The sequence below is a fragment of the Mangrovivirga cuniculi genome, assembly GCF_005166025.1.
Taxonomy (GTDB): Bacteria; Bacteroidota; Bacteroidia; order Cytophagales; family Cyclobacteriaceae; genus Mangrovivirga; species Mangrovivirga cuniculi.
Window position 1 is genome coordinate 3,906,092 of sequence record NZ_CP028923.1, and the last position, 22,288, is coordinate 3,928,379.

Here is a 22,288-nt window from a genome sequence, read left to right on the forward strand (position 1 = left end):
ATTTTTCTTCCCCTGGCGGGAATTCCGATAATATTACTACTGCCCGACAGAAGTGGGTATATTATGAGGCGATTAGTGACCGGGATCTTCGGAATTGAAATCCTTTTATCACTCATTGCTTTTTATGCTTTCAATCCGGTTGGAGATGTCAATACTCCTAATATGATTTACGACTGGATGAGCCTGTCCTTTTATGATGAATTACCATGGATAAGCATGGATCTGGGAATGTTAGGCGAACTAAACATTAGTTATAGCCTTGGAATTGATGGATTGAGTATATGGTTAATCATTCTCACATCATTCATTATGCTGGTAGCAACATTAGCCAGTCACACGATAAAGGTCAAACTAAAAGGATATTATGTCCTTTTATTACTCCTGGGCACCACGATATTCGGTTGCTTTGCAGCAATGGACCTCTTTCTTTTCTTTTTGTTTTTTGAGTTCATGCTGTTGCCAATGTATTTTCTCATTGGTTTATGGGGAGGACCAAGAAAAGAATATGCTGCCATCAAATTTTTCCTATATACACTCGCCGGTAGTATGATGATTCTGGTCGTAATGATTGGTTTATATGTTTCTGCCATAGACCCAATTGCTACCGGGGAAAAAGCAGGCCTGATAGATATTCAACAGCCGCTGACAGAACAAGTGGAAGTTGTTCAATCTGAACTTGCTCAGGGAAATATAGAAGAACAATACTGGGTCAGGACTTTCAAGTGGGCTTACCTGACTGATACAGGGAATTATCTTCCTAACAGCATTTTCTCTTCAAACGACTTTAAAATTTGGGGTGAATCTGCACGTAGCCTGGCTTTCCTGGCCTTATTTATCGGATTTCTGATAAAATTACCTGGTGTACCATTTCATACCTGGCTTCCAGATGCTCACGTTGAGGCCCCCACTCCTATTTCTGTAGTGTTAGCTGCACTATTACTTAAAGTCGGAGGGTATGGTATTCTCAGAATGGCCTATTCTATTTTTCCGGAAGGAGCAATTCAATATGGTTACCTTATTGGAATACTTGGAGTAATCTCCATAATTTACGCGGCGTTGGTGGCCCTTGCTTCAAAGGATCTTAAAAAAATGATTGCTTACAGTTCGGTAAGTCATATGGGGTTCTTCCTTTTAGGTATTGCTTCATTAACCAATGAAGGATTTATGGGGGCAAACTTCCAGTTATTCAGTCATGGGCTAATCTCAGCTATGCTTTTCCTGATAGCGGGAGTTGTTTATTCAAGAACCCATGACCGAACGATTAATCATTATGGCGGTCTGGCTAAGAAAATGCCAAAATATACATTTTTTGTGGTCATTGCCTTTTTTGCATCATTAGGCTTACCCGGATTTTCAGGGTTTATCGCAGAAATTTTTGTTTTCCTTGGAGGATTTTCATCATCAACCGAGAACGGGATTTTACCAAGATCTTTAGTAATAATCGCAGCCATCGGATTGATATTAACAGCAGGATATTATTTATGGACTTTACAAAGAATGTTCTTTGGTAAGTTTTATTACAGAGAAAAGGAAAAAGAACGCTCTTTGGTGGATCTTGAACCAGTGGACTATTTAATGTTCACACCACTGGCCATTGCCATTTTATTTTTCGGGCTGTTCCCCCAGATTTTTATAGATGGTGTAGCTCCAACTGTTGAAGGGCTGATCAATCACATCATGTCAAGTACTACTAAATGATGAGTATGATTTTAGCTGCAGACATATCAGGTTATATAGATGAAATCATCAGGTCGTTACCTTTACTGACGACTGAATACACCCTTGTATTATCAATTGTTGCCATAATAATGATGGACCTCCTATTTGGGAAACAAAATCCTCAACTATTATATATGGCAGCGACAACAGGGTTATTAGTAGCCTTGATTGCCTCAATAAATGACTGGAATACCGTTGAAGGTCCTCAGAATATCTTCGAAAATATGATAAGGGTGAACAGACTTAGCCTTTTTCTTTCGATATTATTAATCATTGCCACCTTACTAACTATTCTGATCACTTCATTTGAAAAACCATTTAAAGAAGAAAAAAAGGGTGAAGGAGAATATTTTTCATTATTGACCCTTATCACCCTGGGATCCATTCTGATGGTAAAAGCAAATCATTTCTTAATGTTTTTCCTTGCTATTGAAACAGTCAGTATGGGTTCTTACCTGATCGCAGGATTCAGATTTGATAAAAAAGGATCTGAAGGAGCAATGAAATACGTATTATTCGGAGCTTTTGCTTCTGCGATAATGCTGTATGGAATCAGCTTACTTTATGGGTACACGAATAGCTTCGGCTTTATTGATCTGACAGAAATAGCTGCTCAGGGCAGGCAAATTGACTTTGGACTGGGTTTCGCCTTGATAATGATTATTTCAGGCCTGTTCTTTAAAATATCTATTTTCCCATTTCATGTATGGGTGCCTGATGTTTATAAGGCTGCACCGACAAGTATTACCGCCTTCTTTTCGATAGTTCCAAAAATCGCGGGATTAATGATGATGTTCAACATTGTTAATCGGATGGGAATAAATGATCTTGAAATATCATCGATTTCCCTTCACCTTGATGAAATGCTTGGGATCGCTGCAATATTTACCTTGATTGTATCTAATTTTTCAGCTATCTGGCAAAAAAGTGGCAAACGAATGATGGCTTATTCAAGCATCAGTCATGCCGGTTTTATGATGATAGCTATATTATCCCTGACAGAAATGGGACTCTATGCCCTGTTATTCTATATTTTTGTTTACATACTGATGAATTACGGGGTGTTCTTTATCCTGATAAAGTTGGAAAATGCCACGGGTTCTGATGAAATCAAAGACTTTAAAGGAATGGGAAAAGCAGCTCCTGTAGCGTCAACTGCTTTAGTGATTTTAATGATCTCACTGACCGGCCTGCCACCTACTGCAGGTTTTACTGCTAAATTCATCCTGTTTACCACAGTATGGGAGAATTTTGAATTATCTGGACAGTATATATATTTGTTTTTATTGTTAATCGGCCTGGGAATTTCAGTGGTAGCCTTGTTCTATTATTTAAGGATCCCGTATTTTATGTATTTCAAAGAATCTGAAGATAAAAGGGAGCCGGTGACTTTTAATTTATTTGAATTAATATTTCTGTTATTTCTTACAACGCCAATTTTTCTACTATTCTTCCAACCTGATTGGTTGTTCGACGTAATTAATAGTATTAATTTTGCATCCAATTAAGAAGGGGACCGAATGAGCGATTCTATTAAACACGAATGTGGTATTGCAATGTTAAGATTGCGAAAGCCACTATCTTACTACTTCGAAAAGTATGGCACACCGACCTACGCCATGAGTAAAATGTATCTGTTGATGGAAAAACAACACAACAGAGGACAGGATGGAGCAGGTATTGCCAATTTCAAACTGGATACTAAACCTGGTCAGCGATATATCAGCAGGTACAGATCAATTGATACCAACCCGATTCAGGATATATTCAGAAAAGTAACTAAGAAGTACAGAAAAGGAATTAAAAACGGGGGTGATAAATTTTATGATCCCGATTGGTTTAAAGAAAATGTGGCTTTTTCAGGAGAAGTCTGGCTCGGACATTTGAGATACGGGACTCATGGAACCAACAGCATTGAAAACTGCCATCCTAAGTTACGTCAGAATAACTGGAGAAGTAGAAACCTGGCAGTAGCGGGAAACTTTAATATGACCAATGTCGATGAGCTATTCGACATTCTTGTTAAGCTTGGTCAGCACCCGAAAGAAAAAGCCGATACTGTCACTGTTCTTGAGAAAATCGGTCATTTCCTCGACGACGAAAATCAAAAGATTTTTGAAAAATATAAAGGTGAACTCTCAAATATTGAGATCACTGAACGAATTGAAACTGAACTTGATATTCAACGCATTCTTCAGCGTGCTTGTAAAGACTTCGATGGTGGATATGCCATGGCAGGATTAGTTGGATCGGGAGCATCGTTTGTTGCTCGTGATCCATCAGGTATCAGACCGGCTTATTATTATGCGGATGACGAAATAGTCGTTGTAGCTTCAGAAAAACCGGCAATCAAAACAGCCTTTGGCATGGATTATTCTGAAATTCATGAGATCAAACCTGGCTATGCATTAATAATAGAAAAGATGGTTCGTATTCTGAAAAACCTTTCAGAGACCCATTAGAGAAGAAATCATGTAGCTTCGAAAGAATTTATTTCAGCAGAGGCAATGATCCTGAGATATACAACGAAAGAAAAGACCTGGGCAAACTATTGCTGCCTCAGATCTTTGAATCAATTGATTACGACCTTAAAAACACTGTATTCTCGTATATCCCTAATACTGCAGAGACTTCATTTCTCGGTATGATGGAAGGAATAGATGAGTACCTGGCTAATTACAGGAAAGACAGAATTATAAAAGGTGATCTCAATGAAGATGAGTTGAGAGACCTGATGCTTTTACATCCAAGAGTTGAAAAACTTGTCTTAAAGGATGCAAAACTCAGAACTTTCATTACAGATGACAATGCCAGGGATGACCTGGTTTCAAATGTTTACGACACTACTTATGAGGTAATCAATAAAAATGTTGATACCCTTGTGGTGATCGATGACAGTATTGTTCGTGGAACTACATTAGAAAAATCAATTCTCCGCACCCTTGACAGACTTGAGCCAAAGAGAATTATTATCGTTTCATCCGCTCCACAAATCCGATTCCCTGATTGTTATGGAATCGATATGTCCAGGATGAAAGAGTTCATTGCTTTCAGAGCAGTACTTGAATTGCTCAAGGAACGCGGAATGGATAATCTCATTGATGAGGTATATGAAAAATGTAAAGTTGCTGTAGAAGAGCGATCAAATGTTAATTACGTGAAAGAACTTTACGAACCATTTACGGACAATGAGATCAGCGAAAGAATAGCAAAGATCGTTACCCCGGAAAATATGAAGGCTGAAGTATCTGTTATCTATCAGACAGTTGATAGCTTACATAAGGCTTGTCCTAATCATACTGGAGACTGGTATTTCACAGGAGATTTTCCTACCCCTGGAGGCATGTACGTGGTAAACAAAGCCTTCTTGTATTTTATGGAAGGAAAAACAGTTAGAGCTTACTAAATAAGTAAACATCAATATAAAATGAGGCAAGTGTTCAAAGCACTTGCCTTTTTTATTTGTTTTAATTATATTTGTCTATTACATTGTTCATAAATGAAAAGAGATTTCCATATATCTTGTAAGCCTCTGGGGCTTTTAAATTTACAGCCAATCTTTGACTGTTAGTTACTATTTCATCTCCTGAATGTTCCTGATTCGGAACAATGCTTCATTTATTACTAACAATTAAGACTCGAAAATGTCAAAAATACAAGATATGCCCTTGCTATTCACGGGGGTGCTGGCACTATTCTCAAAGAGCATATGACCAGCGAAAAAGAAAAAGGATATAGATCTGCACTTGAAACTGCACTTAAGGCTGGTGAAAAAATTTTAGAAAAAGGAGGCTCAGCAAGTGATGCAGTAACAGAAGCTGTTGCGAGCATGGAAGATAGTGAACTGTTTAATGCAGGGAAAGGATCTGTCTTCACAAATAATGAAGATCATGAACTCGAAGCTTCTATTATGGATGGTAAGACACTCAATGCCGGAGCGATCTGTAGTGTAAAACATATAAAAAATCCCATAAAATTGTCAAGGGTGATCATGGATGATCCGGAATTTGTTTTTCTGGCTGGAGAAGGAGCAGAAGAGTATGCAGAAAAAAAAGGATTCAGTCTCGTAAGTAATGATTATTTCTTTTCAGAGTTCAGATATAATCAGCTCAAGAGTATAAAAAACGAGGGCTCGATGAAACTCGATCATGACAGTGATAAAAAATTTGGTACTGTTGGTGCTGTAGCGATCGATAAATATGGAACCATTGCAGGAGCAACAAGTACCGGGGGACTCACAAATAAAAAATACGGACGTATTGGTGATAGCCCTGTTATAGGCAGTGGTGTTTACGCAGATAATGAAACATGTGCTATAAGTTGCACAGGGTATGGAGAATTCTTCCTCAGAGCTGTAACGGCATATGATATTGCAGCGACCATGAAATACAAGAACGTTTCCTTACAAAAGGCTGCAGATGAGGTGATCATCGAAAAAATGACACGGTTTGGAGGTGAAGGAGGAGTTATAGGTATAGACTCTTCAGGTAATATAGTTTTTTCATTCAATTCCGAAGGTATGTACAGGGGAATGGTAAAAGAAGGAGAAGAGATAAAAACCATGATTTATAAAGATAACTGACCAAAATGCCATCTAAAAGGTACCTTTTTTAATAAAACACCTAAATCAGACCACCTTTTCTATTATTTCACGTTTGTTATACTAACTAATAAAATTGAAAAGCAGTATGATTAAATTCTAGCCTCAATAACTTAAAGGTTTATTTACAATTCAATTGTATAAACAAGTTTAATTATATTAGATGCTGAGCCAAAATTAACATGGAAAAGGAACGGTCTATTGAATATAAAGTTAGCGCATTAAAAACTCGTGTTGGCAATCATCCCATTCTACAGGCATTCCCTCAACCTGGAATGGATCACGCCAACCCTTTTTTGTTATTACACCATTTAAAAATAGACAGGCATTCCGGAGATCATCCATTGCTTTATGTCCCCCACATCCTCACAGGGGGTTCTGTCCAGTTTCACTTGTTTTCGAAGGTGCTGTGGAACATAAAGACAGTCTTGGTAATGAGGAAGTCATTGAAGAAGGAGGAGTTCAATGGATTACTGCCGGTAAAGGTATTATTCACAGTGAAAAAGAAGCGCTTAAAGAATCCGGAAAAAAATATTGCGATTTCCAGCTAATTCAACTTTGGATAAACCTCAGGGAAGAGGACAAGCTAAGTGAACCCTCATATCTTCCTCTAACCAGAAATCAACTACCTAAAGTTCCTTTCCAAGGAAGAGAATCAGAGGTAAAGCTTATTTCCGGAAATTACAGAAGTATTGTCGGACCTGAAAGGCGTACTTCTGACATCAATATATTCACCATCGAAAGTGTAAAAGGAGAACATTTGTGCTTTGATTTGCCTCACAAACACCAGGTAATCGTTTACCAGCTAGAAGGTGTATCAAGAATCGGAAATGATTTTATCGAGCCTGGGATCTGGTCTATTTCGAACCGGAAAAAGGAAAAATAAAAATCTCTATTTTAGAATCAGGTAAAATCCTACTGCTTTCAGCTGAACAATGGAAAGAAAAAGTGGTAGCCCATGGTCCGTTTGTTATGAATAGGGAAATTGAAATTATGGAAGCAATAAGAGATTTTGAAACCGGGCAAATGGGAAGAATGTGATCAGTTTGAAGACTTCTGCCTGATAATCTCAAATAAACTGACCGATAATGCATTAACAACATTTAGAGAAGAACCTTTACCAAAAAGAGGAATCATCACTGCCTCATCACATAATGCCAGAATATCTGCAGATACCCCCTCGATTCGTTTCCGATTATAATTACAATTTTATCCATTGCTCCACAATCAAATTTTCTGAGATCGATACTTTCATTCGTCAATTCGACAGCAACGATATGATAACCGGCTTCTTTGTAATCATTTATATGCTGACCTAATGAAGAAAGGAATTCGAATTCTATCCTTTCATATGCTGATCTTGATACTCTCTTAGATTTCTTAGATAGTTCTTTTGTTTCAGATTTAAACATCACCTTTTGAACCCCGAATCCATCCGCAACTCTAAGGATCATACCAATGTTATCAGCGTTTTCAACATCATCGCATATTAATACGATTTGATTATCGTGATTTTTAATTGGTGTTTCCTGGTGATTAAGCTGTTTCAAAACCTCTCTGTTACAATCCTAATTTTTCTCTTAACAAACTATAACCATTTTTTGAAACACCTAATCTCTCTCCATTCTTAGTGATAAGGACATACTGTTGCTTCTCCAATGGTTCAATTCGCTCAATAAAATCAGCATTTACAAGGCTCGAACGATGTATGCGATAAAACTGATCAGGCGGTAAAACTCCCTCAAGGTATTTTAGAGTCGTTTGTTTTAAAAATTTACCCGAAGAATGAATAATATTAACATAATCGTCATCAGCAGTAAAACAGATAATTTCTTCAATAGGAAAAACATGAACTTTGCTACCCTGTTTAACAGCTATTCGGTTAAGAAATTCATTTTCATCTCCGATCATCCTTTTAGAAAGCTTTGAATAATCGGCTTTTTCTCCTGAATTAATTTTATTTCGCGCTCTTTCGATAGCAGAAGATAATCTTTCCTCTTCGATTGGTTTTAGTAGATAATCAATAGCCTCCAATTCAAATGCTTTCACAGCGTATTGATCATAAGCTGTAATAAAGATTACCTGGGGTGGTTCATCTAACAACTCCAGCATCTCAAGTCCATTAAGCCGTGGCATATGGATATCCAGAAAAACCAGGTCCGGATTTAAATCTTTAATACTTTTAATACCACTGAATCCATCTGATACAGCACCAATCAATTCAATATCATCATAATTATCAAGATAATATTTAAGAATATCAGTTGCCGGTTTTTCATCTTCTACAATAAGTACTTTAATCATTAATATTGTTCGTCCAATGGAAAATAAAGATTAACGGTGAATTTACCATCTCCTTTTGAAATGTTCAACAAGTCTTTTCTGCCGTAAATTAAATTTAATTGCTTCCTGACATTTTCCAGTCCCCAACCCGTACCTTTTTTATGTCCTGGCATTTCTCCTACATCATTTGAAATAGCCGCTTTAAACATTCCTTCGCTTACCCTGCCTTTGAATGTGATCAATATTGGCTTGCTACTTTCATTTACCCCATGTTTAATGGCATTTTCAATTAAAGGCTGAAAAATAAAAACCGGTATTTTAACTTCTCCACGGTTATATTCCAGATCCTCTATCCATTCAAGCCGATCTCCAAAACGCAGCTTTTCTAATGATATATACCTCCGGATTTGTTCTAATTCATCTTCGAGGAAAACAATCTTTTCAGTTCTCTTAGATAAAATAGTCCGAAGAAAAGCAGACAATTTTCCCAGATATTCAGGCATTTTACGATTATCGGTAATACTTAAAGCTGCTAATGAATTCAAGGCATTGAATAAGAAATGAGGATTTAACCTGGCCTTAAGTAGATTTAATTCAACCTCATTCTTTTGGGCTTTCCAATCAGCTTCAGCCATAATTTGTTCCCTGAAGGCTTTATAATAATAGGTACTATAAAAATATATAAGAGTACCGATAAAAGCTGGTACAGAAACTAATAGTTTAAGGTATAATGATTCATTAATAAAAGGGACTGGTTCTCCTGTAATTAAAAAACTTATTCCTCTGGACCCCATGTGGGCGCCAAAAATTATCATTATAGTCAGAATCAAATAAGAGATTATCAACTGAAATAATTTTTGAAATCCCGGATTTAAGAAATTGATAATTTGAGGAATGGGCAGGAATAAAATTGATGCAAAGATAAAAAAACTAATATTTGACGTATAAATAACGGACTTTTGCCCTCCAAGAACTTTTAGTTCAACGTAAGAGAGCAAAAGCCCGATTAAAATATAAATTATAAGTAATCCTGAGGATGATTTTAGTTTTTCAGACATTTGTATTTACACTGTTCTGGGTCTTTTCGGATAAGATCTTATCTCCATGCCACCAAATAACACTGTCCCTGTAAGTTTCAACACTGGCCTTTCTTCTTCACCCGTTTCGCTTACAATATAACCATCTGTTCTAATTCTTTTATCACTATATCCTCCAAATGCCGCTGAAAGATCATTTTTAATTATCCAATGTGACGGAACTGCCAGATCAATACCACCGAACATTACAAATACATTTAATTCATTTGTACCTGGCCCCAGTTTTGCATTGGTTAGATCAATATCCGAGCCACCAAAAATTGCTGTCATCTTTCCACCCTTAAACGATTCGCTATCGTAATATCTCTCACCTCCACCAAAAAATGACAGATCGTCAATTTCATCCGGAGAAGGTTCGTCATCACTCAACTTTTTTTTTCCACCAGTAATTATACCTGCGTGACGCAAAAATATCGATGCACCGATTATAATCAGGATTGTCGGCCAAAGAACTGCCCAGCTTATGCGTGGAAAGTCAATCAGGTCATTTAAAAGACTAATACCTCCTATAGCAAGGAATATTACTCCGGGGGTTTTATTTCTTTCTCCAATTAATAAAACTGTACCGATGGCAATAAATATCATCTCCCAACCAAAAAACTCCCTGGGAAGAATATCTATTCCTAAGTTTCTTAATAAATAGGCTATACCTATTAGTAATAATACAATGCCGACGTATGCTTTCCTATTTTTCATAATCTTGTGATTTATAGTTTTGAAGGTAAGTGAGTATTATTATTTATCACAGACTAAATCGGTAAAGCGACTTTTTAGCAGGGTGAATGGATACACGTTCCAAATCCATCAAAAAGTTGTACTATTTGGATATTTTATTATTTTTTCAGTAATTAAACTTCTATTAGTACAATAGTCATTTTTTAAGGCACCACAACTTATGAAATTATTTTTTAGCAGGGCTATTATATTATTAATCGCCATATATCTTTTGCAAGACAATATTGTAATTGCTCAACAAGTAAATGCATTTGCAGCAGTAACCTCTCTTTCAGGAAATAATATTACTGTATCAGAGGTCGATGAAACATTTGACAGTTTCGAAGTCGGGGAAAAAATCCTGATTATGCAGATGCAAGATGATGTAATTGGAGAGACAGGAAATAATACAAATTTTGGAGATCTGGGTGATATAAGATCAGCCGGATTGACCGAGATGGTTGAAATTACAGCAATTAATGAGGCATCAGGAATCCCGAATTCAATAACAGTAGATAATATCAGCAACAGTTTTAATATCTGCAGTAACTGTTCTGTTCAGATAGTTTCATTCCCTGATCTTGGCAACAATTATTCTACCAGTGCTGACATAACCTCTAAAGCCTGGGATGGAAAAACAGGCGGTGTTGTAGCTGTCCGCGTTAGTGGCGTTTTAACGTTAAATCATGATATTATTATGGATGGTAAAGGTTTCAGAGGTGGAGCCAGGGATAATAATACGATATCCGGGAATTGTGACGATGCTGAGCATTTCTCATCATCAGATGATCGGTATGCAGGTAAGGGAGAAGGAATTTATAAAATTGATGATAGTAACTATCTATATGGACGAGGCAAAATCCTTACCGGTGGCGGTGGTGGAAATGAACACAACGGTGGCGGTGGTGGCGGAGGAAACTTCGATATCGGTGGAGACGGTGGTGCCGGTTGGAATTGCAATGGTTCAACTGCTGGAGGTATAGGAGGATTAAGTTTATCGTCCTTTATAAGTTCCTCCAGAATGTTCCTTGGAGGGGGCGGAGGTGCTGGTGAAGGTAATAATAATGTGAATTCTAATGGAGGTAATGGAGGTGGAATTATCATTCTTCAGGCTCAGACACTGAAAACTGTGGGAAATGACAGAAGATTAATTTCGGCTAATGGTGAGACTGCTTCAGATTCAGGTAATGATGGAGCAGGTGGTGGGGGCGCAGCTGGAAGCATATTTATAGATGTAAATACATACAATATTCTTGGTGCTTCAGGAGCAGATATTACAGCGAATGGAGGAAATGGAGGAAATGTAAATCATTCCAATGCTCATGGCGGAGGTGGAGGTGGAAGTCAGGGGGTAATTATGTATTCAGCAGCTCATCCACCTGAAATAATATCGTATACGATGATAGGCCTCGCAGGATGTAATAATTTCTCTTGTTCCTCAACCGCTTCAGATGCTGGTGGAAACAACTATGATGGTATAATGGTAGGTGCAGGTAGTCCTCTTCCTGTGGAATTAATTTCTTTTGAAGCCAGGATTAATCAATCAGAACTAATTGTGAACCTGAAATGGGCCACGGCCACTGAAATAAATAATGAAAAATTTATAGTACAAAGATCAATAGATGGTTCAACCTGGATGCCTGTCACTGAAGTTCAAGGGGCAGGTGATTCAAATGAAATATTATATTATTCTACTTCAGATGATAATCCAGTGTTAGGAAAATCGTATTACAGACTGAAGCAAATTGATTTTGACGGAGATTTTGAATATTCACCAATAGTATCAGTAAACCTCTCCCCAAACAATCATTCGATAATTTATCCTAATCCGGCTAAAAATATCGCTTATATAAAGCTGTTAAATAACCAGGAAATAAATAATATTCAATTGATTTCTTCTACCGGTTCTATAGTCACACCTGAAATCAAGCTCAGCAATGGTGTTCATTCATTTCCTGTCATTCAATATGCAGCCGGTGTATATAGTTTAATAATTAATACAGAAAAGGAAAAAATAATTCGTAAGCTAATAATTAAATAAAATTATCTCCATTCGACTACCTGTCCCCTATCTTTTGATAACATCACTTGTGGTACGTGGTTCTTTATATTTGCCTCCAGCAAGCTAATCAATCGTTCCTTGGCAAAATTCCGAACCACAACCAGACTAACTTCCCGAAGAGGATTAACCCCTCCAAATTCTTTCAGCAAAGCTTTTTCCTTATCATTAAACTCATTTACTGCCAGTTCGGGTAGAAGAGTAAATCCACCTTCTTTCTCTACTAGTTTTTTAAGTGTTTCAAGAGATCCGCTTTCGTATTTAAAGGGCAGTTCAGCTGTGCTTTCCTGCTTGAAAGCACATAAATTTAAAACCTGATGCCTGAAACAATGCCCCTGGCTTAACACCCAAATATTAGGTGAGGCAAGATCGTTTACCGACAAAGTTTTCTTCTTGCTCAGATCGTGACCAGGATTAACGTAAGCTTTTATTTCTTCATAAAAGAGAGGCCGTTCTTTTATACCAGGCTCTTTTAATGGGGTCACTAATATACCCGTATCCAGTTCATCTGTTTTAAGCTTGTTTACTATTTCTTCGGTAACAAGCTCTTGAATTTCTAATTCAAGCAATGGATAGGTCTTGGCGATATGACCAACAAACATGGGAACCAAATATGGAGCCAGAGAAGGAATTATCCCAACTCGCAATTTACCCGAAATTGTACCTTTAAACTCTTCTACTATTGAAGATAACTTATCCCTCTCCCTTATAATATTCCTCGCCTGTTCAATAATTACTTTTCCTGCCTCAGTAGGCATAACAGGTTGTTTTGTTCGATCAAAGATTTTTACATCTAACTGCTCTTCCAGCTTGCGAAGCTGCATACTTAAAGTTGGCTGAGTTACATGACACTTTTCCGCGGCCTTTGCAAAATGACGATAAGTATCTACTGCAAGAATATATTCTAATTGAACTAAGGATATCATAATCACAAAAATATAAAATAGATATCATCTATCATAATATAAATATTATCGATTTGATTTATAAAACCTATTACCCCAATTTTGTATCAATAAAAAAGGAAGAATATGAACAGCACATTAAATTTTATAGGATTAGAAAAAGATAAGTCAGAAAAACTAAATCATTCTCTTAATGATCTTCTCGCTGATTACCAAATATTCTATCAAAATCTAAGAGGTTTCCACTGGAACATAAAAGGAGAAAATTTCTTTGAATTACATGAAAAATTCGAAGAGCTCTATAAAGATGTCAGGGAAAAAATAGATGAAATAGCTGAAAGAATACTCACACTAGACGGACAACCAGTACATACTCTTTCAGACTATACAAACATGTCGGAAATTCGAGAAGCAAGAAATATTGAGCATGGTCGGGAAGCTGTTGAGATAACCCTAAATGGGTTCCAGATCATCCTTTCAAAACAAAGAAATATAATGAACATTGCACAGGATGCTGAAGATGAAGGTACTATCACTTTGTTGAGTGATTACATAGCCAATCAAGAGAAAACAGCATGGATGCTCAAATCGTGGCTAAGATAATTAAATCAAAAATTTAAGCTTGAAAATCGGGCGTGGTCGTAAGATCACGCTTTTTTATTTTAGCTTTTTATCATAGCACAAGACAATTCAATATAGTAAATTACAGGACTTCCCGAGAACATGAAATTCCATTAATTTATTAAAGAAAAATTAAATTGAAGAGTATGAATCTTGCGCTTCAAATCGATAAAGCTATACAAAATACACCAGGTCTTTCGATAGGACTAAAAATTGCCCTGGCATCTTTTATTGGGGTAATGATTTATTTTATAATTATTAAGATAATCAGTAAAATTTCGAATAAGAAGAGGAATATCTCAGGAAAAAAAATAGCGCAGAAGATCAAATATCCATTTGTACTGGTTTTGATGATCCTCGGGGCTCAAGTTCCAATTGCAACCTATCAGAAAGAATTTGAATTTCTTTCATATATAAAACCTGTATTAAATGTACTATTGATTTTTTCTATCGCCTGGCTATTGATTCAAATTGTCGCGGTAATTAAAATGATCATGGTAACGAAATTTGATGTTTCAGATTCAGACAATTACCGTGCTAGAAAAGCCTTTACACAAATCCAGGTAGCACAACGAGTATTAACTTTTATAATCTTATTTCTCGCTTTTGCTGCTTCTTTGATGACTTTCGATCAGGTAAGAGAATTAGGTGTCAGTCTTTTTGCTTCTGCAGGAATTGGAGGTATAATCATTGGTTTTGCTGCTCAAAAGGTAATTGGGTCCTTTTTAGCGGGTGTACAGATTGCCATTACTCAACCGATTAAACTTGATGATGTAGTGATTGTTGAGGGTGAATGGGGATGGGTGGAAGAAATAAACCTCACCTATGTTGTGGTCAAAGTGTGGGATCAACGGAGGGTAATACTACCTACTCCTTATTTCTTAGAAAAACCATTCCAGAACTGGACTAAAACATCAGCAGATTTACTGGGGACTGTTTATGTCTATACAGATTACAAAATCCCAATAGAAGAACTTAGAAAGTTTTACGAAGAATTAATTCATAAACAGCAATTATGGGACGGGAGGGTTCAAAACCTTCAAGTTACTAATGCGACTTCTGATACTGTTGAATTAAGATTTATGATGAGCGCCATCAATTCTCCTGTATTATGGGATCTGAGAGTTAAAGTCCGTGAAGAAATAATTAAGTTTATTCAGGACAAATTCCCTGAACATTTACCTCGCACACGAGTTGAATTAAAAAAACCTGATAATCAGGACTAAAAAAGAATCATATTTAGTAAATTAAAGTCATGTGCAGAAAGGAATTATTTTTATTATCATTTGTGATAGTGCTGATCTCAGGATGCAAAGACAATATATTTAAGGAAAACACCGGATCGGTAAGTTATTATCTCGATGAGAAATTAATAGAAAGCAATGCTTCAGACGTGGATATTACTGTAAACCCAAATAGCAAAGGGTTTATGGAGGTTTATTTTAATGCCTATACATTTATCAAAGAGAAAAATCAACCGGGATATCAGAACCTTTTTATGTTTTTTCATACAGATGACCTGATCGGTAAATATGTCTACGGTGAAGATTTCGGCGTTTCCAGAATGGGACTATGCAATGATGAAAATAATATTGCGTGCATGTCTTCTCAATCCTGTAATGACAGACAATTCAGTCTGACTATAACTTCCTACAATAAAGAAACTCAAACTATCGACGGTTTTTTTGAGGGAAAAGTTTGCGACAACCGTTCAGAACCTGTTTATATAACAAAAGGCGTTATAAAAAACGCCCTTGTCAGATTTGAATAACAAATAATATTTTTTTTAAGCAGATATATTCTCAGCTATTTTAGCTGCAATTTCAGGTAATTGCACTACTCCGGATTCTCTCCATTTCAATTCCCCATTCTTAAACAGCATAATTGTCGGCACCCCTCTTATCTGAAGTTTCTCAGCTAACTCCTGATTTTTGTCAACATCAATTTTTAATATTTTGGCTTTCCCTTTGAATTGCTTTGCTGCTTCATCAATAATAGGTGACATCATTTTACATGGCCCGCACCATGAAGCATGAAAATCTATTAAAACGGGTACATCCTGATTTACTAAATCCTTAAAACTTGCCATTTTATTTCTCTGATTATTAAACCTCTTATTTAAATTTTCGTTGTTTATCTTTTTAGTGCCACACGATCTGCATGCAAAAGAAACAACTATATACACGTCAATTCTGGCTACTTTGTTTAAGTTCCTTTTTATTTTTTGCAAGTTTTAATCTGATCATACCCGAATTACCAGCTTACCTGAAAAATTTAGGTGGTGAGGAATACCTCGGTTGGATAATCGGCCTATTTACAGTTACTGCAGGCCTAAGTCGTCCGTTTAGCGGAAAGCTTACCGACACAATCGGCCGTATTCCAATTATGATCTACGGTGTATTTGTTTGCGTAATAGTTGGATTTATTTATGCTGAAATCACTTCAGTAATTGGCCTTTTGATTTTAAGGCTGGTACATGGAATGTCAACAGGTTTTAAGCCAACTGCAACTTCGGCTTATGTAGCTGATATTAGTCCTGACCACCGGAGAGGTGAAGCTATGGGGATCCTTGGAATGTTTGGTGGATTAGGCATGGCAATGGGCAACACAGTATCCAGCTGGATAACCAATACCTTTTCAATCAACGTCATGTTTTATACAAGTTCCATATTAGCTTTAGCTTCAATATTGGTACTTGTAGGAATGAAAGAAACCCTTGAAGAGAAACGGAAATTCAGATTTTCACTGTTGAAAATTAATTTCAAAGATATTTTTGAACCGCGAGCAGTACCTGCAGCATTAACAATGATGCTATCTGTCTTTTCATTTGGCGTGGTCCTTACTATAATGCCAGACTTTAGTGAATATCTTGGGCTCGAAAATAAAGGGATATTTTTTGGGATCTTCATGAGTTCTTCAATTGTAATGAGGTTTGTCGCAGGGAAGTTATCTGATATATATGGTCGTTTGCCGGTATTAATTACCGGTATAGCAATGCTTAGTTTCACTATGTTCCTGATAGGCCTGAGTACTAATCTAACATTACTGTATACCGCAGCAGTAATATTTGGTTTTGCAGCTGGTATAAATTCGCCAACGATATTTGCATGGACTATTGACCTGGCTGATGATCGTCACAGAGGAAGAGCACTGGCTACTGTATTTATTGCACTTGAAATAGGAATTGGATCGGGTGCATTTATTTCAGGAGAAATTTATGACAATATGCCTTCTAATTTTAAAGATACATTTTGGACAGGTGGAATTATAGCTCTATTAGCTGTTATATGTGCATGGTACTTTTATCGTAGAGAACGGAAGATGATCATAAAAGAAACTGAGTCGTGAATATTTATTAACTTCGAAAAAATATTTTTTTTATGAAGAATTTGATTTTCGCTCTTTTCTGCCTGGTAATCATGTCATCCACGGTGAAAGCACAAAACGTGGCAGTTTCATTTTCATATTTCTTTCCTAAGGATGGATATCCATCAGTCCCGGTAAGTCCGTTTTCCATCAGAGGTATTGGAGTTGACCTGAACGATTATCTTGCAATTCAAACAGGTGGTTCACTTTACCTGATGAGCGGGATGCAAATTACTGATCTTCCTCTGGAGAGCAGCAAACCGTTATCTGGCCCATCTTTCACAGTGATGGTTCCGGTAGAATTATTTTTATCATTTCAATCAAATAAATTTGACTATAATATTAAAGGAGGTGTCTTTGGTTTTTTTAATATCTGGCAAAAATTAAACACGGGAAATTTCGATCGGGCGATACGATCTCACGAAAATTGGGAAGTAGCAAATAGTGATCTCGATTTTAAGAAAAAACCAGGATGGGGATTCCATGGAGGCCCGGAGCTTGTCTTTTATCCAAACAATAAATACGGTATTTCTCTAGAGTTTATTTATTACCTGGGTGGAGCGAATATGCCGATTACAGGTAATTACAAAGGAGGAAATTCAGGCGAACCATTGCAAACAGTAGATGTGAATTATGAAGATGCTATACTGGATTATACAGGCTTCGAAATTAGTATTGGGGTAATCATTTTATAAAGTCAGGATAGACTATCATATAAATTCAACAATTTTCTATTTTGAGATTCAGTAGCGTAATGGTGGATTAGTGCATGGTATGCATTATCACCCAATTCTTCTCTTGTAACTGGGTTCTTTAAAAGATATTCAATTGATTCAACTAACTCATCTATATTAGAGAAAGACAACCCACAATTATGTTTTTTTACCAATTCCATTTGTGGTCTGCTATCTGATACTATAAGGGGTTTTCTTCCATACATGTATTGAAACACCTTATTTGCAACACCGGATTCATGTTGTGGATTTTTATGAATAGGTGAGATACAAACATCAATAAGGTTTAAATAAGTAGTTAATTCAGATAATTCGATCCACGGAATATATTTTATAGACTTCTTTGAACTGGAAGTATTCAAAATCTCTTGAAACAAATCCTGGTCTGCTTTATCCACCGGACCTATAATCAATAGGTTTACATCATGACCCTTTGAGTTGACTTTTTCTAAAGCCTTAACAGTATCAAATACTCCTCTTCTTTCAGCTATTATTCCAAAATATAGTAAAGTCAAACCTTTAAAGGGTCTGCTCTTTGAATGGTCAACCGGGTATTGATCAAATTTCTTTATATCAATAACATTTGGATATACTATAAATTCTTTTGCATTCAACTTCGGATACTCATCGATCAATTGTTCTTTAAAATGTTCGGCAAGAACAATAATTTTGTCAGCTGCAATTAAATAATCGAATTCCCACGCTTTCCATTTCTTCGGATTTGCCAAAAAGTTTCTGAGCCATCCTTTAGTCCAATTATATGATAAAATTGCAAAAGGATAATTTTCATGGAGATCAAGAATTAAAGGTACTCGTTTACCACAATTGGTTATTGCTTTTTTTGCAGGCTTTGAAAGATACAGATCATGAACGTGAATAATATCCAGATCATGTCGTACAATGAATTCTTTTATATTTTTTTTCCATAAAATTCTGTAAAAAGGAAATCTCACGTTAAAAAAGTAAAGCCGGTTTTTCCTTTTCCTGGAAATGTTTATCCGGTCAACGGTCAATCCTTCATGTGAATCATAGTCGGAACCTTCAAAACCGAAACAAAGAACATGAACATCATATCCAGCTTCTTTTAAAATATTCACTTCTTTTGTAACCCTGATATCATGATCAAAATCGTTATCAACTACAACACCAACTTTTTTACTCATCACTGACTTTTTAAGAGCTCAATTTACTGAATAGAAATAAAAATCCCCGAAATGTAAACCAAATCGAGGATTAATTTTTCATTGATATTTAGAGACAGTTATAATTTTAAGGACTTTGCCTGGGAATTATCATAAATAATATTGTTTGATTCTATCCTATTAATTTAATCAAACGAACTAGTTGTTTTTGAAGGGCTCCATTCAACACCAAAACGCCTTGCATATTCCTCTAAGGGACCTAATCCTACCTCTGCTCTTCTTGAATTTACATTTTGAGGGTCAACTAAATCGTAAACCCTGCTTTCCCCGGTTTCAGAATCTGAGGTTATTTGTGAACCATATATTTGTGGGCGACCATTTCGCATCTCAATGCGATCGACTAATAAGGCCAGGTGACTACCCGAAGACTCTCCTTTTTTTACAGACTCCTCAAGCAAAGGAATATATTTCTCCTGAACTTCTAACGGAGCATGTTGAATAACTAACCATAGTGCTGCATTAGCCTTACCTCCTACTTCACTTCGACCGACCCAGCCATGCTTTTCGATAATAGAAACGACTTCCTTTAAGAGTCTATCGTCCTCTTTACTCATCAATCCCCATATATAAGCCATATTTTCTGAGCCTCGACCAAATTTCTCCTCCGCAGGACCTAAAAGATGTCTTAAAGTTTGATCTTCAACATAAATTCGTTCAAGTTGTGCCTGTAATTCCTTATCAAAATCTTTTTCATATTCCGCCTTATTCGCAAGTACTTTATCTACGATCTTTTCCCAATTCTCATTATCGTGCAAAGATGTTAAATCCTTATCCCTTTTCATCCAGTCTATTGCTTTATATCCAGCATCAGTAGACTTTTCAAGGTAATAAAAAGCTCTTTCTTCATTACCTGCTAAAGCAAAGCTACAGGCAGCATTGTAATTTTGACTTGCTGTTCCTGACTTTTTACTTAGAGCTTTTTCATATAAATTGGCCGATTGCACATACTCTTCATTATCGTATTTTTCACCGGCTTGAGAAATTAATTCATCAAAAGATTGAGAAAAGACGGGATTGGCAATGAATGATAAAATAATCAGAGTTAGAAGATTTTTCATGGTTAAATATTTTTAATTCTAGTTAAACTAAAACACTTTTTCTGGAAATAACTAATGTTTAAGTTAAAAAACTTAACTTATAGTTTATTTATCAGAATGGAGAGCCAATCTATTTCCTTCTGTATCAGAAAAAACTGCCATATATCCATGTTCAGGAGAAATTTGTCTTTTATGGATCATAATTGTGCCCCCGGCTCCTTCAATCCTTTCCTGAACAGTTTTAAGATCAGGATTGGCATTTAAATAAATCATTGGGCCTTGCTTACCGGTTTTATAATATTCATTTTTTACAAGGGCTCCTCCTACCTGATCAAAAGGGAAAATGCCCATTTTAAACTCTCCGAAATCCTGAATATCAATATTGATGTCAAAAATTGTATCATAAAACTTTTTGGCTCTTTCCAGATCATCTACAGGAATTTCAAACCAGCTGATTAACGATGGTGGCATTGGTGATGGTGACATGATTTTTTATTATTGAATTTAATAAAATACCCGGAAAAAATCCGGGAAAGTAGCCTGTCCAAAATATATAATGCTAACTAACTGTGATATCTCCCTTATTTATCCTAACTTATAAATAAGCATTAGTTATTATATATACCTCAAATAATAATAGTTCTTTTATTGCCCCATCATTATCAGTTTAGTGTAAATAAGTAATATTTATATGAAGCAACTGTATTTTCTTATTCTCTTCATTTCCTTACCAACACTGGTATTCAGCCAATATAAAGACACCACCTATATAAATCTTGGAGGAGCGGTAAGATTTAACACCATGTTTACTATCTATGAAGGCGAGACCTTTAGTCTGCCAACTGAAAACAGAAATGGAATATTCTGGGATGTAGTTCGCTTTGAAGTTCACGGTAAGGCGAAAGGAGTAGGCTTTGATTTCGAATACAGGGTATATCCGGGCTTTAATTGTCATTTTCTTAAAATGGGTTACCTAACTTATGAATTCAGCGAAAATAGCAATATAGAACTTGGCATCACCCAAAAGCCATTTGGAATGCTTCCATATCTTGGAAACTCATGGTGGTTTCAGTTACCATATTATGTCGGTCTGGAAGATGACTACGATACAGGGATAAAATATTCTCATGTATCCGCATCCGGTAATTTCCGCTGGAAAGCAGCATATTATATTATGGCGGAGCCCAGAGGCCAATCAGACCCTGCATTTGGTAATTATATGTCAGCAAGATATTCTTATGATGTAATTCCAGAAGATGGTTATAATGGTAATAAGGAAAGAAATCAATTAAACCTTTGGCTTGAGACTGACCTGACTAATTCGATAACAGGCGGATTATCATTTGAGATAGGACAAATCTACAATTCCAATGCTGATGAAAGCACACCTCACTATGCATTTGCAGCTCATTCTTCCATCGATATAAATGAAAGGATGAATATAAAACTTCAAGGTACCTATTATAACTATACAGACATCCTGAATGATGAGGGAACTGAACAAGTAGACTATATTAACCTTGGTGCTTATGGATTTGGCACTTATCGGGCAGCGAAAGAAGCAACAATTCTATCTATTGGACTATCATATAATTTACCTGTTGAATGGGGACCGATCCAATCACTCACATTTTATGAGGACTACAGCTATATGTCTAAAAAAGGCACAATAGAAATAGATGGAAATACCTTTTCATTTGTTGACTCACATCATAATGTACTGGGCTTCCTTGTTACAGCAGGATATATATACACCTACTTCGATATTGCATCGGGTATCAATCAGCCATGGTTAAGTAATGCTTTTGGCGGATCTGCTTTAAGCACAGGGCGTGGCGAATCACCTGGAGTATTACCAGGGGATCTCGATGAAAATTCGCAAGTAAATCAATTAGATGAAGATCCCTCGATCAATACGCGGTTTAATATAAATATTGGATTTTATTTTTAA

Annotated in this window: 21 protein-coding genes and 1 pseudogene; 13 read left to right on the plus strand and 9 right to left on the minus strand. The window is 36.3% G+C overall.

Annotated elements, in window-relative coordinates; translation table 11 throughout:
• The first annotated feature begins 63 nt into the window (after positions 1-63).
• The 6 genes and pseudogenes from DCC35_RS17115 to DCC35_RS22155 all read left to right on the plus strand — a co-directional run bounded on the left by DCC35_RS17115 (position 64) and on the right by DCC35_RS22155 (position 7,360).
• Positions 64-1,698 carry a complex I subunit 4 family protein gene (locus DCC35_RS17115; RefSeq protein ID WP_246070074.1) on the plus strand — a complete coding sequence of 545 codons (1,635 nt, stop codon included), beginning with the start codon at positions 64-66 and terminating at the stop codon, positions 1,696-1,698.
• Entirely contained in the window at positions 1,698-3,227 is a 1,530-nt protein-coding gene (locus DCC35_RS17120; RefSeq protein WP_175402850.1) for an NADH-quinone oxidoreductase subunit N, read from the plus strand. Before DCC35_RS17115 ends, DCC35_RS17120 begins: the two co-directional genes overlap by 1 nt.
• 12 nt (positions 3,228-3,239) lie before the next feature.
• Positions 3,240-5,125 (plus strand): annotated as a pseudogene (locus DCC35_RS17125) (amidophosphoribosyltransferase).
• A gap of 267 nt (positions 5,126-5,392) precedes the next feature.
• A complete protein-coding gene (locus DCC35_RS17130) occupies positions 5,393-6,301 on the plus strand; it encodes an isoaspartyl peptidase/L-asparaginase family protein (RefSeq protein ID WP_394347738.1) in 909 nt (302 codons plus the stop codon).
• A 277-nt stretch (positions 6,302-6,578) separates the two neighbouring features.
• Positions 6,579-7,205, plus strand: a complete 627-nt coding sequence (locus DCC35_RS17135; protein WP_394347739.1) for a pirin family protein — start codon at positions 6,579-6,581, stop codon at positions 7,203-7,205.
• A gap of 8 nt (positions 7,206-7,213) precedes the next feature.
• The gene (locus DCC35_RS22155; RefSeq protein ID WP_394347740.1) at positions 7,214-7,360 is read left to right on the plus strand and encodes a pirin-like C-terminal cupin domain-containing protein; all 147 of its coding nucleotides are present in this window, start codon (positions 7,214-7,216) and stop codon (positions 7,358-7,360) included.
• A 95-nt stretch (positions 7,361-7,455) separates the two neighbouring features.
• Here DCC35_RS22155 and DCC35_RS17150 read toward each other — a convergent pair whose 3' ends face one another.
• From DCC35_RS17150 to DCC35_RS17165, 4 genes are read right to left on the minus strand one after another with little or no spacing between them, the layout of a single operon-like run.
• Positions 7,456-7,869, minus strand: a complete 414-nt coding sequence (locus DCC35_RS17150; protein ID WP_137091959.1) for a TrmH family RNA methyltransferase — start codon at positions 7,867-7,869, stop codon at positions 7,456-7,458.
• 10 nt (positions 7,870-7,879) lie between these two features.
• A complete protein-coding gene (locus DCC35_RS17155) occupies positions 7,880-8,623 on the minus strand; it encodes a LytR/AlgR family response regulator transcription factor (RefSeq protein ID WP_137091960.1) in 744 nt (247 codons plus the stop codon).
• On the minus strand, positions 8,623-9,660 hold the full coding sequence (locus DCC35_RS17160; protein WP_137091961.1) for a sensor histidine kinase: 1,038 nt from the start codon (positions 9,658-9,660) through the stop codon (positions 8,623-8,625). Before DCC35_RS17160 ends, DCC35_RS17155 begins: the two co-directional genes overlap by 1 nt.
• A gap of 6 nt (positions 9,661-9,666) precedes the next feature.
• Positions 9,667-10,395, minus strand: coding sequence for a LiaF transmembrane domain-containing protein (locus tag DCC35_RS17165; RefSeq protein ID WP_137091962.1), 729 nt, complete (start codon positions 10,393-10,395; stop codon positions 9,667-9,669).
• 199 nt (positions 10,396-10,594) lie between these two features.
• Here DCC35_RS17165 and DCC35_RS21610 point away from each other — a divergent pair, with 199 nt between their 5' ends.
• Entirely contained in the window at positions 10,595-12,454 is a 1,860-nt protein-coding gene (locus DCC35_RS21610; protein WP_137091963.1) for a T9SS type A sorting domain-containing protein, read from the plus strand.
• A gap of 2 nt (positions 12,455-12,456) precedes the next feature.
• Here the strand turns inward: DCC35_RS21610 and DCC35_RS17175 are convergent, their stop codons facing one another.
• Complete coding sequence (locus DCC35_RS17175; protein WP_175402851.1) at positions 12,457-13,398, minus strand: hydrogen peroxide-inducible genes activator; 942 nt, start codon at positions 13,396-13,398, stop codon at positions 12,457-12,459.
• Positions 13,399-13,503: 105 nt separating this feature from the next.
• Here DCC35_RS17175 and DCC35_RS17180 point away from each other — a divergent pair, with 105 nt between their 5' ends.
• From DCC35_RS17180 to DCC35_RS17190, 3 genes are all read left to right on the plus strand, one after another.
• The gene (locus DCC35_RS17180) at positions 13,504-13,980 is read left to right on the plus strand and encodes a Dps family protein (protein ID WP_137091964.1); all 477 of its coding nucleotides are present in this window, start codon (positions 13,504-13,506) and stop codon (positions 13,978-13,980) included.
• Between the two features lie 164 nt (positions 13,981-14,144).
• Positions 14,145-15,224 (plus strand): mechanosensitive ion channel family protein, encoded by a 1,080-nt coding sequence (locus tag DCC35_RS17185; protein ID WP_137091965.1) that lies wholly within the window; start codon positions 14,145-14,147, stop codon positions 15,222-15,224.
• 29 nt (positions 15,225-15,253) lie between these two features.
• Entirely contained in the window at positions 15,254-15,769 is a 516-nt protein-coding gene (locus DCC35_RS17190; RefSeq protein WP_137091966.1) for a hypothetical protein, read from the plus strand.
• Positions 15,770-15,784: 15 nt separating this feature from the next.
• On the opposite strand, the gene trxA is transcribed toward DCC35_RS17190, so the two are convergent.
• Positions 15,785-16,135 carry a thioredoxin gene (gene trxA / locus DCC35_RS17195; protein WP_394347741.1) on the minus strand — a complete coding sequence of 117 codons (351 nt, stop codon included), beginning with the start codon at positions 16,133-16,135 and terminating at the stop codon, positions 15,785-15,787.
• A 23-nt stretch (positions 16,136-16,158) separates the two neighbouring features.
• Here trxA and DCC35_RS17200 point away from each other — a divergent pair, with 23 nt between their 5' ends.
• Together DCC35_RS17200 and DCC35_RS17205 are read left to right on the plus strand one after the other, a co-directional pair.
• Positions 16,159-17,346 (plus strand): MFS transporter, encoded by a 1,188-nt coding sequence (locus DCC35_RS17200; protein ID WP_137091968.1) that lies wholly within the window; start codon positions 16,159-16,161, stop codon positions 17,344-17,346.
• 32 nt (positions 17,347-17,378) lie between these two features.
• Positions 17,379-18,059, plus strand: a complete 681-nt coding sequence (locus DCC35_RS17205) for a hypothetical protein (protein WP_137091969.1) — start codon at positions 17,379-17,381, stop codon at positions 18,057-18,059.
• Between the two features lie 2 nt (positions 18,060-18,061).
• Here DCC35_RS17205 and DCC35_RS17210 read toward each other — a convergent pair whose 3' ends face one another.
• The 3 genes from DCC35_RS17210 to DCC35_RS17220 form a co-directional block, all read right to left on the minus strand.
• A complete protein-coding gene (locus DCC35_RS17210) occupies positions 18,062-19,261 on the minus strand; it encodes a glycosyltransferase family 4 protein (protein ID WP_137091970.1) in 1,200 nt (399 codons plus the stop codon).
• 164 nt (positions 19,262-19,425) lie between these two features.
• Positions 19,426-20,358 carry a DUF6624 domain-containing protein gene (locus DCC35_RS17215; protein WP_137091971.1) on the minus strand — a complete coding sequence of 311 codons (933 nt, stop codon included), beginning with the start codon at positions 20,356-20,358 and terminating at the stop codon, positions 19,426-19,428.
• Positions 20,359-20,442: 84 nt separating this feature from the next.
• Positions 20,443-20,823: a VOC family protein gene (locus DCC35_RS17220; RefSeq protein ID WP_217495871.1), complete on the minus strand. Its 381-nt coding sequence runs from the start codon at positions 20,821-20,823 to the stop codon at positions 20,443-20,445.
• A gap of 205 nt (positions 20,824-21,028) precedes the next feature.
• Here DCC35_RS17220 and DCC35_RS17225 point away from each other — a divergent pair, with 205 nt between their 5' ends.
• Positions 21,029-22,288, plus strand: coding sequence for a hypothetical protein (locus tag DCC35_RS17225; protein WP_137091972.1), 1,260 nt, complete (start codon positions 21,029-21,031; stop codon positions 22,286-22,288).